Annotated in this window: 10 protein-coding genes; 9 read left to right on the top strand and 1 reads right to left on the bottom strand. The window is 62.1% G+C overall.

Translation table 11 applies throughout. The features are described from left to right. Positions 1-119 precede the first annotated feature (119 nt). From feoB to DWV58_RS00790, 4 genes are all read left to right on the top strand, one after another. Positions 120-2,480, top strand: a complete 2,361-nt coding sequence (gene feoB / locus DWV58_RS00805) for a ferrous iron transport protein B (RefSeq protein ID WP_117775867.1) — start codon at positions 120-122, stop codon at positions 2,478-2,480. Between the two features lie 124 nt (positions 2,481-2,604). Further along, on the top strand, positions 2,605-3,801 hold the full coding sequence (locus tag DWV58_RS00800; protein ID WP_117775866.1) for an MFS transporter: 1,197 nt from the start codon (positions 2,605-2,607) through the stop codon (positions 3,799-3,801). A gap of 154 nt (positions 3,802-3,955) precedes the next feature. After that, positions 3,956-5,332 carry an alpha-amylase family glycosyl hydrolase gene (locus DWV58_RS00795; protein ID WP_117775865.1) on the top strand — a complete coding sequence of 459 codons (1,377 nt, stop codon included), beginning with the start codon at positions 3,956-3,958 and terminating at the stop codon, positions 5,330-5,332. 3 nt (positions 5,333-5,335) lie between these two features. Beyond that, the gene (locus DWV58_RS00790; RefSeq protein WP_117775864.1) at positions 5,336-5,899 is read left to right on the top strand and encodes a DNA-deoxyinosine glycosylase; all 564 of its coding nucleotides are present in this window, start codon (positions 5,336-5,338) and stop codon (positions 5,897-5,899) included. A 1-nt stretch (position 5,900) separates the two neighbouring features. On the opposite strand, the gene DWV58_RS00785 is transcribed toward DWV58_RS00790, so the two are convergent. Further along, on the bottom strand, positions 5,901-6,563 hold the full coding sequence (locus tag DWV58_RS00785; RefSeq protein WP_117775863.1) for a hypothetical protein: 663 nt from the start codon (positions 6,561-6,563) through the stop codon (positions 5,901-5,903). 93 nt (positions 6,564-6,656) lie between these two features. Here DWV58_RS00785 and DWV58_RS00780 point away from each other — a divergent pair, with 93 nt between their 5' ends. The 5 genes from DWV58_RS00780 (at position 6,657) to DWV58_RS00760 (ending at position 14,301) form a co-directional block, all read left to right on the top strand. Then, positions 6,657-7,793 (top strand): pyridoxal phosphate-dependent aminotransferase, encoded by a 1,137-nt coding sequence (locus DWV58_RS00780; protein ID WP_117775862.1) that lies wholly within the window; start codon positions 6,657-6,659, stop codon positions 7,791-7,793. 505 nt (positions 7,794-8,298) lie between these two features. Beyond that, the gene (gene rplJ, locus DWV58_RS00775) at positions 8,299-8,820 is read left to right on the top strand and encodes a 50S ribosomal protein L10 (protein ID WP_089572500.1); all 522 of its coding nucleotides are present in this window, start codon (positions 8,299-8,301) and stop codon (positions 8,818-8,820) included. Positions 8,821-8,922: 102 nt separating this feature from the next. Further along, entirely contained in the window at positions 8,923-9,300 is a 378-nt protein-coding gene (gene rplL / locus DWV58_RS00770) for a 50S ribosomal protein L7/L12 (RefSeq protein WP_006235005.1), read from the top strand. A 313-nt stretch (positions 9,301-9,613) separates the two neighbouring features. Beyond that, complete coding sequence (locus tag DWV58_RS00765) at positions 9,614-10,522, top strand: UTP--glucose-1-phosphate uridylyltransferase (RefSeq protein ID WP_117775861.1); 909 nt, start codon at positions 9,614-9,616, stop codon at positions 10,520-10,522. 350 nt (positions 10,523-10,872) lie between these two features. Further along, complete coding sequence (locus DWV58_RS00760) at positions 10,873-14,301, top strand: DNA-directed RNA polymerase subunit beta (RefSeq protein ID WP_233503781.1); 3,429 nt, start codon at positions 10,873-10,875, stop codon at positions 14,299-14,301. The last annotated feature ends 4 nt before the right edge of the window (positions 14,302-14,305 follow it).

Genomic DNA, 14,305 nt, shown 5'->3' with positions numbered 1-14,305 from the left:
TTTGCGCAGGTAAACATCGGTATTTGACTTTATAAAATAGTTCAGAGCGCTATCATTTGTCGTTACGAGTTGGTTAACCCCGGTAAACGGTTAACCGCGTCTAACGAAAGGATGAGCGCGTGAAGCTCGATACACTCGAGATTGGAAAGGACGCCGTTGTCGCATCGGTGACATCCGACGACCAGGCGCTCCGTCAGCATATTTTGGACATGGGCCTGACGCCGGGCACCGAAGTCACCATGATGAAGTACGCCCCCATGGGCGACCCGCTCGAGATTCGCCTGCGTGGCTACGAGTTGACGCTGCGCAAGGACGATGCCGCTCGCATCGAGCTCGTGGGTATTCACGACACCGATACGGGTCCGCGCGCTAACGCCGCAATCGGCACGACGGAGCATCCGGCCCTGGGCGAGGGGACGTATTCGCCCCGTGCGGCAAAGACGGCCGTGCCCGAGGGCGCGCCGCTGCACTTTGCCCTCGCTGGCAACCAAAACTGCGGCAAGACCACGTTATTCAACCAGCTGACGGGCTCCAACCAGCACGTCGGTAACTTTCCCGGCGTGACTGTCGACCGCAAAGATGGCACCATCCGTAACCATCCCGAGGCGAGCGTTACCGACCTGCCTGGCATTTACTCCCTGTCGCCGTACACAGGCGAAGAGGTCGTGAGCCGTCAGTTCATCCTCGACGAGCGCCCGGACGCCATCATCGACATCATTGACGCCACCAACATTGAGCGTAACCTGTACCTGACGCTGCAGCTTATGGAGCTCGACCGCCCCATGGTCATCGCGCTCAACATGATGGACGAGGTGACGGCCAACGGCGGCGCCGTGGACGTCAACCTGCTCGAGAGCCTGTTGGGCGTGCCTGTTGTCCCCATTAGCGCTGCCCGCAACGAGGGTATCGGCGAGCTGGTGGATCATGCCTTGCACGTGGCACGGTTCCGCGAGCGCCCCGGTCGCCTGGACTTCTGTGCGCCCGATGGCTCGGACGGCGGTGCACTGCATCGCTGCATCCACGGCATTGCCAACCTGATCGAGGACCATGCCGTGACGGCGCACATTCCGGTGCGTTTTGCGGCGACCAAGCTGGTTGAAGGCGACGAGCTGGTGACCGAGGCGCTTCACTTGGATCGCAATGAGCTCGACGCTATCGAGCACATCATTACCCAGATGGAGGGCGAAGCCGGCACCGACCGCCTGTCCGCGCTGGCCGATATGCGCTTTAGCTTTATCGGCGACGTGTGCGGGCGCTGCGTCGTCAAGCCGCATGAGAGCCGCGAGCACGTGCGCTCCGTCAAGATCGACCGCATCCTGACGGGTCGCTACACGGCCATTCCGGCGTTCCTGGTGATCATGGGCCTCGTCTTTTGGCTGACGTTTGGCGTGATCGGCGCGGCGTTGCAGGGACTCATGGAGGACGGCATCGCTGCCGTCATCGCCTCGGCCGATGCGGGCCTCAAGGCGTTCGGCACCAACGACGTGGTACGCTCGCTGGCTGTCGACGGCGTGCTTACGGGCGTGGGCAGCGTGCTGACCTTCCTGCCGATTATCGTCGTGCTCTTTTTGTTCCTCTCCATTCTGGAAGACTCCGGCTACATGGCGCGCGTGGCCTTTGTCATGGATAAAGTGCTGCGTCGCTTTGGCCTGTCGGGCCGCAGCTTCGTGCCTATGCTCGTCGGTTTTGGCTGCACCGTGCCGGCTATCATGTCAACCCGTACGCTCCCATCCGAGCACGACCGCAAGATGACCGTCATGCTCACGCCGTTCATGAGCTGTTCGGCCAAGTTGCCGGTCTACGGTCTGCTGTGCGGGGCGTTTTTCCCGCAGGCGACGGTTCCCGCCATGGTCTCGCTCTATTTGATTGGCATTGCGGTCGGTTGCATCGCGGCTTTGGTGCTCAATCGCACGGCATTTAAGGGTGACCCGGTGCCGTTTATCATGGAGCTTCCCAATTACCGTCTGCCGAGCGTCAAGACGACGGTGATGCTGGCATGGGATAAGGCCAAGGACTTTATTACCAAGGCCTTCACCATTATCTTTGCCGCCACCGTGGTCATCTGGTTCCTCCAGACGTTCGATATTCGCTTTAACGTGGTCGCCGATCAGTCGCAAAGCCTGCTTGCCAGTTTGGGTAGCATCATCGCGCCGGTGCTGGCGCCGCTCGGCTTTGGCGACTGGCGTGCGTCGACGGCTCTCGTCACCGGACTTATCGCCAAGGAGAGTGTCATCTCGACCCTCACGGTGCTTCTGGGCGCAACCTCGCCCGCCGCACTGTCGACTATGTTCTCGCCGTTCACCGCCTATGTGTTCCTGGTCTTTACGCTGCTGTACCCGCCCTGCGTGGCGGCCATCGGCGCCGTCAAGAGCGAGCTGGGCGCGCGCTACGCCGTGGCCGTGTTCGCGTTCCAAGTGACGGTTGCCTGGATTGTGGCGTTTGTCGTGCATTCGGCGGGCATATTGCTGGGGCTGGCTTAGTTATTTATTGATGGCGCAACCTCTGTGTATTGAGTTGATTACGGCCCCGCATCTGTTGCTGACGGATGCGGGGCCGTTGCTATATAATCACCCATCGCTCAAGACAATCGGAGAGGGTTCCTACATGACTCAGGCAAGACAAGATGGCATCTCGCTCAAGCAGTGGCTCCCGCTTATCGGGCTCGCCTGCTGTGCGTTCGTGTTCAACACGTCGGAGTTCATGCCCATTGGCCTTCTGACTGATATTGCCGCATCGTTCTCGCTCACCGAGGCCCAGGCAGGCATCATGATCTCGGTCTACGCCTGGGGCGTCATGCTGCTGTCGCTGCCGCTTATGGTGTTTGCCTCGCGCTTTGAGTTCAAGCGTATGCTGCTCGGCGTGCTTGCCGTGTTTTCTCTGGGTCAGTTCCTGTCCGCCGTGGCGCCGACCTATCCCATCTTGGTCTGCGCACGCCTGGTGGTCGCCTGCGCGCACGCCGTGTTCTGGTCGGTCGCTTCGATCATAGCCTCGCGCCTGGTCGATACGCGTCATGGGGCGCTCGCCATCAGCATGATCGCCACGGGCTCGTCCATCGCGCAGATCTTCGGCCTACCGATCGGTCGCGCCATCGGCCTGGCCGTGGGCTGGCGCATGACGTTTGTCGTGGCTGGATCCTTCTCTGCCGCCGCGGTGGTGTACCAGGCAGCGGTGTTCCCGGTCATGCCGGCGGGCGAGCGCTTTACCGTCAAACAGCTGCCCGAGCTGCTCAAGAACCCGTTCCTGATTGCGCTCTACGCGGTCACGGTCTTTATGGCGACCGGCTACTACGCGGGTTACAGCTATATCGAGCCCTTCCTGGCGCAGGTCGCCCATGTCGACGCAAGCGCCATCACCATGACGCTGACGGCGTTTGGCTGCTCCGGTCTGCTCGGAAGCTGGCTGTTCGGCCGACTGTTCGATGGGCATCGCTTTCCGTTCTTAGCTATCACGCTCTCCGGCGTGCCGGTGGCTCTGCTGCTCATGGGTCCGGTCGCATCGTCGTTCGTAGCAGTGCTTGCCGTCTGCGCGCTATGGGGCTGCTGCTCCACAGCCTTTAACGTGGCGTTCCAGGCCGAGCTCATCAAGTACACGCCGGCAGATTCGTCGGCCGTCGCCATGTCGATCTTCTCGGGCCTGTTTAACCTCGGTATCGGCACGGGCACCGCGGTCGGCGGCGCCGTGGTGTCGGGTCCCGGCATCGCCTGGATCGGTTGCGCGGGCGGGGCGATTGCCGTCGTGGGTGTCATTCTCGCTATCACGGTGCTATTCCCGGCCATACACCGCGCAAAGCCTGTCGCCTAATCACGTCCCCTCATCAGTTGCGGTGGAATAGAGACTGTTTGCCCGGTTTATTGGTCTCAACAGTCCCTATTTCACCGCAACTTATTTTGGGGGAGGGGATGCGCGGCGGGCATACAATGGATGGCGTTGCGTGAAAGATTGCCGGGAGGTTGCTATGTGGGCATACGAGACGACGTTCTATCAGATCTATCCGCTGGGCTTTTGCGGAGCTCCGCGCGAAAACGCCGCGCCCGTTGCCGAGGATGAACTCGCCCAGGCTGCCAACGCCGCGCCTAACCCCGATGCTCCCATTATGAAAATCGCCCAATGGGCCGACTACCTGCAGGAACTCGGCGTTGGCGCTGTGCTCATCAACCCGCCGCTCGAATCCGACAGCCACGGTTACGACACGCGCAGCCTGCGCCATATCGACCGCCGCCTGGGCGGGGATGCCGATTTTGCCGCCGTATGCGAGACGCTGCACGCCCATGGCATCCGTGTGGTGCTCGATGCGGTCTTCAACCACGTCGGCCGCGGCTTCTGGGCCTTCCGTGATGTGCAGGAGCGCAAGTGGGACTCGCCCTACAAGGACTGGTTCCACATCAGCTTTGACGGTGACTCGTGCTACGGCGACGGCTTTTGGTACGAGGGCTGGGAGGGCCATTTTGAGCTTGTGAAGCTCAACCTGCAAAACCCCGCCGTGGTCGATTACCTGCTCGAGTCCGTGCGCCGTTGGGCTGACGTGTTTGGCGTCGACGGCCTGCGCCTGGACGTTGCCTATATGCTCGACCGCGACTTCATGCGTCGTCTGCATACCTTTACCCGCGAGCTCAAGCCCGATTTTGTGCTGATCGGCGAGACGCTCCACGGCGACTACAACCAGATCGTCAACGACGAGATGCTCGACTCCTGCACCAACTACGAGTGCTACAAGGGCCTGTACTCCAGCTTTAACTCGGTCAACATGTTCGAGATCGCCCATTCGCTGCACCGCCAGTTTGGCGGCGACCCGTGGTGCATCTACCGCGGCAAACACCTGCTGTCGTTTGTCGACAACCACGACGTGCCGCGCCTGGCAAGCATCCTCACCGACAAGTCGTGCCTGCGTCCCGCCTATGGCATGCTCTTTGGCGTGCCGGGCATTCCGTGTGTCTACTATGGCAGCGAGTGGGGGATTGCTGGCGAAAAGGGCGGCCCCGATGGCGACTGGGCGCTGCGCCCTGCGCTCGATGAGCCTGCGCCCAACGAGCTGACGGCCTTCATCAAGCAGCTCGCGCACCTGCGCTCGACAGACGGTGCGGCGGCACGCGCTCTCAACTACGGCGCGTACCGCAACGTGGTGATCCAGAACAAGCAGCTGCTGTTCGAGCGTGCCTGCGACGACGCGACGGTGCTCGTGGCGGTGAACGCCGTGGGCGAGCCTTACACCTTTGGCGCCGGCGAGCTCAATGGGTCCTTTGTCGACCTGCTGGCCGACGGCGCGCCCACGGTTGAGCTGACGGGTGCCCTTGAGCTTGCGCCCTACGAGGTGCGTTATCTGCTGAGGGCCTAGGCCATGGCTGCGTCCGACGAGGGCTATCAACATATTGAGCATGGGTTTGAACCCGTGTTTGACGAGCGCTCGAGCGTTTTGGTGCTAGGGTCGTTTCCCTCGGTGCTCTCGCGTGCCAATGCCTTCTACTATGGCAATCCGCAGAACCGCTTTTGGCGCGTGATGGCCGCGTGCCTCGGTGTGCCCGTGCCGCCCAACGAGGGAGACTCTTTGGCGAGCGGCGAGCCCGCGACGCTCGACGCCTCGGTTGCTGCCAAGCGGGTTATGCTGCTCAACGGCGGTGTGGCCCTGTGGGACGTGATCGAGAGCTGTGACATCAAGGGCTCAAGCGACGCGAGCATCAAAAACGTCGTTCCGGCGCATGTCGAGCGCATTGCCGGCGCAGCTCCCATTGAGCAGGTGATATGCAACGGTGGTACAGCTGGCCGGCTCTACAAGCGCTATCTACAAGAACGCACCGGGCTGCCCGCCATCGTCCTGCCCTCGACAAGTCCCGCCAATGCCGCCTGGCGTCTGGGGCGTCTTGTTGAGCGTTGGCACGAAGCCGTTGACTGGGGCGCCCTGTAATTTAGATATCTGATTGAGCATGGGCGCCGAGGCGTTTGATGATGGCGCGCCAGATTAGCGCGGGCACAGCAGGCCTAGCGCGCACCATGCCGTCGGCGTCGACGCTACCGGCATTGCCACCGCCAAGCAGCTGCGCATGCTCAATGGAGCAGCCTATGCGCACGGCGCCCACAAGCTTATCCATCGCTTCCGAAAATGGTCGGCGCAAGAGGCCCATGCGTGGGGAATGGCGAAGCGCTGCGATGCCGCTGCCGGCGCAGATGGCAACGCCGCCACACCACAATTGGTCATGGCGCTCACATGCCTTGTGCAGGCGAACGGCGGTCCCACGCGCCTGCTCAGCGCCCTCTTGTGCGGCTCGAATCGCGGCATAGACGCGCGTTCCCGTACCGCCAAAGCGCTCAAGCGCCTGCTCGATAGCTGTCAACGTCTCATCGTCAGCCACATCTTCAATGGCCAGCACGATGCCGTCGGCAACGCTGCCGGCGTCATTTGCCTTCAAGTCGACTGGGCGGGGGAGTACAGTGCCGGAAAGCTGTGCATAGGCGGCGATGGCATCCTGCAGGTCCCAGAGCAAAAACTCAAGATCGGCGCTCTCGGGAATACGGACAAACGCGATGTTATGCAGTGTTTTTGGTACATCGCCGCGTGCGGTCGTCTCCATGCCGCCTCCTTTCCGGTCGGTTTCCGTTTAGGTTACACCGTATGACGGCGCTCCGCCGCGCTATCCTAGTGCAACCCTTACGAAAGGAACGCCATGCGTCTGCCCATGAATACCTCGCTTGCCACGCTCAAGCCCTCCGGTATCCGCCGGATCAACGCGCTCGCCGCCCAGCATCCGGGGTGCATCGCGCTCGCGCTCGGCGAGCCCGATTTTCCCACGCCCGATGTGATTAGCGCCGAGGTGACCGCCGCACTGGGCCGCGGCGACACACACTATCCGCCCAACAACGGTCGCCCCGCCCTGCGCGAGGCACTGTCCGAATATATGGGTGACGCGGGTCTGGCGTTTTCCGCCGACGAGGTCATCCTGACCGACGGCGCGACCGAGGCCCTGTCGGCAACATTCATGGCTATGCTCAACCCCGGCGACGAGGTCATTATTCCCACGCCGGCCTTTGGCCTGTACGAGAGCATCGTTGTGGCCAATCACGCCAAAGCGGTCTTTTTGGATACGGAGCCTGCGCAATTTCAGATTGACGAGGATGCGCTTCGCGCCTGTGTGACCCCGGCGACCAAGGCCATCGTTATCTGCTCGCCCAACAATCCCACGGGCTGCATTCTCAACGCGGCATCGCTCGACGCCGTGGCGCGCGTAGCGGAGCAGTCGGGCATCTACGTGGTCTGCGACGACGTGTACAACCGTTTGGTCTATGTGGATGGTTACGAGCGTTTTGCCCAGCGACACCCGGAGCTGCGCGAGCAGACGGTCGTCATCGAGAGCTTCTCCAAGCCCTGGGCCATGACCGGCTGGCGCCTGGGTTGGCTCGCGGCAGCGGCACCCGTCATCGCCGAGATCGCAAAGGCTCACCAATACTTAGTATCGAGTGCTGTCTCCTTCGAAATGGACGCCGCAGCCCGAGCCCTGACCGTCGACCCAACCCCCATGCTCAAAGTCTACCGAGCCCGCCGCGAACGCGTACTCGCAGCCTTAAACGCCATGGGCCTCGACGTAGTAGAGCCCGCAGGAGCCTTCTACACTTTCCCGAGCATCAAAAAGTTCGGCCTAACCAGCGAAGACTTCTGCATCAAAGCCATCGAAGAGGCAAACGTAGCCCTAGTCCCGGGCGACTGCTTCGGCACCGAAGGCCACGTCCGCCTCAGCTATTGCGTTTCCGATAAAGACCTGGACGAAGGCCTCCGCCGCCTGTCCACCTTCCTTTCAACCTTGTAGCCATCAGGGACGCAACATATCAGCCCACCGACTTAAGGCTTATGAGTGGGGGCGCCGGCCAACGGGAAACCGGGCTGCCCCAAAGTCACCGCAGGCCGCGCCGCCGAAGGCCAGGCGCAAGGTTTTCGTAGATTCCGCACGAGCCGAAGAGCACTTAATGTGCTCTTCGTGCGAGCCCAGGACCTGACCGAGCGAAAACCTTGCGCCTGGCCTTCGGCGGCGCGGCCGGATGGTGGAATTGTGTGCAGCCCGGTTTCCCGTTGACCGACGCCGGGGTCCCCGCCATAATACTTTCGGTTCACGCACGAATCCGCTGCCAGAGACAGCCGGTGCAAACGGGCTTCGCCCGCAAGCTTAATGGGATATCCCGCCAGCCGAGGTGGTCGAGTAGATATGTCTTCTCGCCCCCGTCGCTCATGCAGCGCGGGGGCTTTCTTTTTGGACATGCCCCCGTCACGTCCTTGTGGCGGACCGTGCCCGGAAAGAATTCGAGGAGGTGTAATTCATGCCCCAGCAGTACAAAATCGACAAGGTTGCAGAGATCGAGTCCCGTATCGCCGAGAACGCCGGTCTGTTCGTCGTCAACTACAACGGTCTGACGGTTAAGCAGGCTCAGGAGCTGCGTCATCAGCTTCGCGAGTGCGGCGCCGAGATGAAGGTCTACAAGAACAACCTGGTCAAGATCGCTCTCAAGAACCAGGAGCAGCCCGAGCTCGACGAGATCCTCGCCGGTCCTGTCGCTTATGTGTTCTACGAGACCGAGCCGGTCGAGGCCGCTAAGGCCCTTAAGGACTTCTCCGCTAAGTCCAAGGGCGTCCTTGAGATCAAGGGCGGTATCTCCGACGGCAAGGCCGTTTCCGCTGATGATGTTAAGGCTATCGCCGAGCTGCCCACCAAGGATCAGCTTCTCGGCCAGATCGCCGGTCTCATCTCCGGTTTCGCTCGCGACATCGCTGTCTGCGTCAACGGCGTTTCCTCTGGTCTCGCTCGTTCGATCCAGCAGGTCTCCGAGCAGAAGGCAGCCTAGTCGCTGTTTTCACCCGCGGCGGCAACGCCGCACCCCAGGCGCATTCGCGCCGTGTTTTAACTGATCTCCGTGCACAGACACGGAAACCGAAAGGACTTAGAAATGGCTAAGCTTACCACCGATGAGATCATCGATGCTCTTAAGGAAATGACCCTTCTCGAGGCTTCCGAGCTCGTCAAGGCTATCGAGGACACCTTCGGCGTTTCCGCCGCTGCTCCTGCCGCTGTTGTCGCCGCTCCCGCTGCTGGCGCTGCTGAGGCCGAGGAGAAGACCGAGTTTGACGTCGTGCTCGAGGGCTTCGGCGACAACAAGATCCAGGTCATCAAGGCCGTCCGTGAGCTCACCAACCTTGGCCTGAAGGAGGCCAAGGAGGTCGTCGAGGGCGCTCCCAAGGCTGTTCTCGAGGGTGCCAAGAAGGAGGACGCCGAGGCTGCCAAGGAGAAGCTCGAGGCTGCTGGCGCTGCTGTCACCCTCAAGTAATCAGGCTTTCTCGCCAGATTTCTTTGCAGACGGGGTTCGCATTGCGAGCCCCGTCTTTTTTGTTTTGGCCCCTCATCCCCATTGCTCGGAACGCAGAACACCGTTGTCTTCGCCGTGCCAATCCCGTTGCCGCTGGGGCGCAAAATTGCACCATTCGAGCAATAATTTGCGTTGACCTGCTGAAGAATTGCGTTTGCCTTACGGCGACGTATGTCTCCGGCGGTAAGATACTTCGGTATCGCAATTTGGTCTGCGGCCACCGTGCCGCACGCACAGGGCGCATTCTGCGCCTGCGAAAGGATCCTTGAATAACATGAAGGCAATCATCCCCGCCGCCGGTCTTGGCACGCGTTTTCTGCCTGGCACCAAGTGCACGCCCAAAGAGATGCTGCCGGTGCTCGACAAGCCGGTCATCCAGTATGTCGTTGAGGAGGCGCTCGACCCCGAGGAGGTCGACGACGCCATCATCGTTACCTCGCCCGGCAAGCCCGAGCTGCTGAGCTACTTCCAGCCCGATCGTTCGCTCGAGAACCTGCTGCGCGAGCGCGGTAAGGACGCCTACGCCGACGCCGTCGCCCATGCGGGTGGTATGCCGGTCGACTTCCGTTATCAGTACGAGCCCAAGGGCCTCGGTCACGCCATTCGCTCTGCCGCCGACGCTGTAGCGGGGGAGAACTTTCTGGTTCTTCTGGGCGACTACGTTGTGCCCAACCGCGACATCTGCGACAAGATGCTCGCCGTTTCCAAAGAGCACGGTGGCGCTTCGGTTATCGCCGTCGCTGCTTGCTCGCCCGAGGAAGTCAGCCGCTACGGCGTTATCGCCGGCGAGCGTGTCGGTTCGCTCGAGGGCGCCGAGGGCGTTGCCGATGCCGAGCCGGGCGCTGTCTGGCGCATCGGCGGTCTGGTCGAGAAGCCCGCTCCCGAGGCGGCTCCGTCCAACCTGTACATCGTCGGTCGCTACCTGCTGAGCCCGCTGGTCATGGACCTGCTGGCCGATCAGCAGGCTGGTAAGGGCGGCGAGATCCAGCTGACCGACGCCATGGCCCGCTCGCTCGACCGCGAGGCCATGTACGCCGTCGTCATCGACCCGCTTTCGGGCTACGACACCGGCACCCCGTCTGGCTGGATGGCCACCAACGCCCTCATGGCCGCAAGCGATCCTCGCTTTGCCGGCGCCTTCTGGGACGCCATCGACGAGCGCGGCGGTTTGATGCGCAAATAAGCCTTCGGGCATCGACATTTACGGGTGTGGACTTCGGTTCGCGCCCGTTTTTTATAAGAGCTGCGATTGCTGGCTCTCTGTTCACAGAAAATATATGAACAGATGTTCGATACACATACATCTACCTGCGTGTTTTCTGTCGAAAAACTTTGCTACTCCAAAAACTCAATCGCGTCAAGGCTTTTCTTGCCCAACGGTCGGTACCTGATAAACTATTAGGTTGCGATAACTGGCGAAGCTATGCCTCGCCAACCCACCGAGCATTTCCGTGAAGGAGGAAAAACCTGGTGACCTACGCATACACTGCCACTGAGCGCAAGCGCGTCAGCTTCGGGAAAATCCCGGAGGCCATGGAGCTCCCCAACCTTATCTCTGTTCAAAGGGAATCCTTTGAGCGTTTTAAGGACGAGGGCCTTCGTGAGGCGTTCAAGGAATCCAGCCCCATCCAGAGCCAGAACCATGTTCTCGAGGTTACCTTCGGCGAGCATCAGTTTGGCGACCCCGCGCACACCGTCGAGGAGTGCCGCGAGAAGGATATGACCTATCAGGCTCCGCTTCTGACCGACGTCCGTCTCACCAACAAGGAGACCGGCGAGATCAAGGAGCAGCTCGTCTTTATGGGCGACTTCCCCATGATGACCGATCAGGGCACCTTCATCATCAACGGTACCGAGCGTATCGTCGTCTCGCAGCTCGTCCGCTCCCCGGGCGTGTACTACAGCTCCGAGATGGATTCGGGCAAGCAGATCTACAAGGCCCAGATCATCCCGTCCCGCGGTGCCTGGCTTGAGTTTGAGGTCGACAAGCGCGACCAGCTCATGGTCTCCATCGACCGTAAGCGTAAGCAGAGCGCCACGATGTTCCTGCGCGCCCTTGGCATCGCCGTCACCAACGACGACATCATCGAGCTGCTCGGCAACTCCGATGTGATCAAGCGCACCCTGGAGCGCGATACCGCCCTTACCCGCGAGGATGCCCTCATCGAGATCTACCGTCGCCTGCGCCCGGGCGAGCCTCCCACCGTGGATGCTTCCCGCAGCCTGCTCGAGGGTCTGCTCTTCAACCCGCAGCGCTACGACCTGGCCCGCGTCGGTCGTTACAAGGTCAACAAGAAGCTCAACCTCACCACCGAGGAAGAGGTTACGGTGCTCACCGACGAGGATATCGTCGCGACGCTGCGCTACCTGCTGTCCCTCGCTGCCGGCGAGCAGGGCTTCAAGGTCGACGACATCGACCACTTCGGCAACCGCCGCATCCGTACCGTCGGCGAGCTCGTCGCCAACCAGTTCCGTATCGGCATGAGCCGTATGGAGCGCGTCGTCCGTGAGCGCATGAGCTCCCAGGACATCGACGAGATCACCCCGCAGTCGCTCATCAACATCCGCCCGATCGTGGCCTCCATCAAGGAGTTCTTCGGTTCCTCGCAGCTCTCGCAGTTCATGGACCAGGCGAACCCCCTGACCGGTCTGACCCACAAGCGCCGTCTGTCCGCACTCGGCCCTGGTGGTCTTGCCGGCCACAAGTCCGGCTCCAGCCGCCGCACCAACGTGCCGACGGCCGTCCGCGACGTTCACAACTCGCACTACAGCCGCATGTGCCCGATCGAGACCCCCGAAGGCCCCAACATCGGCCTGATCGGCTCGCTCGCCCTCTACGCCCGCGTCAACGAGTACGGCTTCATCGAGGCCCCGTTCCGTCGCGTCGAGAACGGCGTTGCCACCGACCAGATCGACTGGATGACCGCTGACGAGGAAGAGAAGCACGTCATCGCGCCGGCCAACACGCCGCTCGATCCCAAGACCAACGAGTTCATCACGACCGATGCCGAGGGCAAGATCGTCCGTCCGCACACCGTGATCGCCCGTACCCGCGACTTCGACGGCTCCTTCGGCGCTCCCGCCGACGTGCCTGTCGAGGACGTCGACTACATGGACGTCTCGCCGCGCCAGATGCTCTCCGTCGCAGCCACGCTGATCCCGTTCCTTGAGCACGACGACGCCAAGCGTACGCTCATGGGCGCCAACATGCAGCGTCAGGCCGTGCCGCTGGTTCACCCCGCCGCTCCCTATGTCGGTACCGGCATGGAGCGTCGCGCCGCTCTGGACTCCGGCGAGGTCACCCTGGCCAAGAACGCCGGCGAGGTCATCTTTGCCGACGCCGCCAAGATCATCGTCAAGCATGCCGGCGGCATGGACGAGTATCACCTGGCCAAGTACCAGCGCTCCAACCAGTCCACCTGCATCAACCACCGTCCGCTCGTGCGCGTCGGTGACACCGTTGAGCAGGGCGAGCCCCTGGCCGACGGTCCTTCGACCGATCACGGCGAGCTCGCACTGGGCCAGAACCTCACCGTGGCCTACATGCCGTGGGAAGGCTTTAACTACGAGGACGGTATCGTCGTGTCCGAGCGCCTGGTGGCCGAGGACCTGCTGACGACCATCAACATCACCCGTCACGAGATCGACGCCCGCGACACCAAGCTCGGCCCCGAGGAGATCACCCGCGAGATCCCGAACCTCTCCGAGGACATGCTTGCCAACCTCGACGAGGACGGCATCATCCGCATCGGCGCCGAGGTCGGCCCTGGCGACATCCTGGTCGGTAAGGTCACGCCTAAGGGCGAGAGCGCTCTGACCGCCGAGGAGCGCCTGCTGCGCGCCATCTTCGGTGCCAAGGCCCACGATGTCCGTGACACCTCCCTTAAGATGCCTCACGGCGCTTACGGCCGCGTCATCGACGTCGTCCGCTTTAGCCGCGAGAACGGCGACGACCTGGCCCCCGGCGTCAACGAGCAGGTGCGCGTCTACGTCGCCCAGCGTCGTAAGATCCAGCAGGGCGATAAGATCGCCGGCCGCCACGGCAACAAGGGTGTTATCTGTAACGTTCTGCCGGTCGAGGACATGCCCTACATGGCTGACGGTACCCCGATCGACGTTATCCTCAACCCGCTGGGCGTTCCTTCGCGTATGAACGTCGGCCAGCTGCTCGAGTGCCACCTTGGCTGGGCTGCTGCCTGCGGTTGGGATACCGAGCAGGCCGACTCCGACAAGTACGTCCCCGGTCCGTTCTTCACCGCGACGCCCGTCTTCGACGGCGCCAAGGAGGACGAGATCGCCGAGGTCATCCGTCGTGCCAACAAGAACATGCTCAACAAGGCCACCGCTGCCTTTGGCGATCACATGCGCCCCGAGTTCGTCACCCAGCTTGACGAGCGCGGCAAGACCCGTCTGTTCGACGGCCGTACCGGCGAGGAGTTCCGCGAGCCCATTACCGTGGGTACGTCCTACATCCTCAAGCTCGGCCACATGGTCGACGACAAGATCCACGCCCGTTCGACTGGCCCTTACAGCCTGGTTACCCAGCAGCCTCTGGGCGGCAAGGCCCAGTTCGGCGGCCAGCGCTTCGGCGAGATGGAAGTTTGGGCACTGTACGCTTACGGCGCTTCCAACGTCCTGCAGGAGATCCTGACCGTCAAGTCCGACGATACCGTGGGCCGCGTCAAGACCTACGAGTCCATCGTCAAGGGCGAGAACGTTCCTGTCCCGGGTATCCCCGAGTCCTTCAAGGTTCTCGTCAAGGAGATCCGCTCCCTGGCGCTGGACATCGAGCCCATGCACGATGCCGACGAGGACGCCTCCGCCCCCGTGACCGCCGAGGAGACCTCTGCTCTCGACGACCTGGCTGCGCTCGCCGGCGTTGACACCGACGTCGAGGCCGAGGATGCCGAGACCGCCGAGGCACCCGAGGCTGTCGCCGCCACGACCACTGATAAGGAGTAGTTGA

This window comes from Collinsella sp. AF11-11 (genome assembly GCF_003465485.1).
Classification (GTDB): Bacteria; Actinomycetota; Coriobacteriia; order Coriobacteriales; family Coriobacteriaceae; genus Collinsella.
Note: the sequence above shows the minus strand (reverse complement) of the source record. Positions and strands in the feature narration are given on the sequence as shown.

Coding starts and splice junctions, on each gene's coding strand:
- DWV58_RS00785 (WP_117775863.1), bottom strand. CDS start 6,563: ATGGAGACGACCGCACGCGGCGATGTACCAAAAACACTGCATAACATC.
- DWV58_RS00780 (WP_117775862.1), top strand. CDS start 6,657: ATGCGTCTGCCCATGAATACCTCGCTTGCCACGCTCAAGCCCTCCGGT.
- DWV58_RS00800 (WP_117775866.1), top strand. CDS start 2,605: ATGACTCAGGCAAGACAAGATGGCATCTCGCTCAAGCAGTGGCTCCCG.
- DWV58_RS00760 (WP_233503781.1), top strand. CDS start 10,873: ATGGAGCTCCCCAACCTTATCTCTGTTCAAAGGGAATCCTTTGAGCGT.
- DWV58_RS00790 (WP_117775864.1), top strand. CDS start 5,336: ATGGCTGCGTCCGACGAGGGCTATCAACATATTGAGCATGGGTTTGAA.
- DWV58_RS00765 (WP_117775861.1), top strand. CDS start 9,614: ATGAAGGCAATCATCCCCGCCGCCGGTCTTGGCACGCGTTTTCTGCCT.
- rplL (WP_006235005.1), top strand. CDS start 8,923: ATGGCTAAGCTTACCACCGATGAGATCATCGATGCTCTTAAGGAAATG.
- rplJ (WP_089572500.1), top strand. CDS start 8,299: ATGCCCCAGCAGTACAAAATCGACAAGGTTGCAGAGATCGAGTCCCGT.
- DWV58_RS00795 (WP_117775865.1), top strand. CDS start 3,956: ATGTGGGCATACGAGACGACGTTCTATCAGATCTATCCGCTGGGCTTT.